The following is a 671-nucleotide window of genomic DNA, read 5'->3' on the forward strand; positions in this document are numbered from 1 at the left end:
GAATGGAGAGTTTGAAGCTTTGGCAACAGGCGCGACAGAAGATGTGACTTTCACTTACACCGCCACTGACAATGATGGCACAGTAAGCGGAACGCAAACCGTAACGATCACTGTCACTGGCACGAACGATGCGCCAGTAGCTTCCAACGATGCGCAAGGCACCGACGAAGAAACTACGCTGAGCACAAGTGTACCAGCCGCAACTGATGTAGATGGTACGGTAGTGAGCTACGCTTTGGTAGACGACACCACAAAAGGAAACCTCACTTTCAACGGAGACGGTACGTATAGCTTCGACCCCAACGGAGAGTTTGAAGCTTTGGCAACAGGCGCGACAGAAGATGTGACATTCACTTACACCGCCACTGACAATGATGGCACAGTAAGCGGAACGCAAACCGTAACAATTACTGTAACAGGAACGAACGATGCGCCAGTAGCTTCCAACGATGCGCAAGGCACCGACGAAGAAACTACGCTGAGCACAAGTGTACCCGCAGCAACTGATGTAGATGGTACGGTAGTGAGCTACGCTTTGGTAGACGACACTACAAAAGGCGCTTTGACCTTCAACGGAGACGGTACGTATAGCTTCGATCCGAATGGAGAGTTTGAAGCTTTGGCAGCTGGCGCGACAGAAGACGTGACATTCACTTACACCGCCACTGACA

At 51.3% G+C, this 671-nt stretch carries 1 protein-coding gene; it reads left to right on the forward strand.

Annotation, left to right across the window (positions count from 1 at the left end):
• A partial coding sequence (locus BFP72_RS18910; RefSeq protein ID WP_143520144.1) for an Ig-like domain-containing protein occupies nucleotides 1-671 on the forward strand: 671 nt, incomplete at both ends.

It is taken from the genome of Reichenbachiella sp. 5M10 (genome assembly GCF_002742335.1).
Lineage (GTDB): Bacteria > Bacteroidota > Bacteroidia > Cytophagales > Cyclobacteriaceae > Reichenbachiella.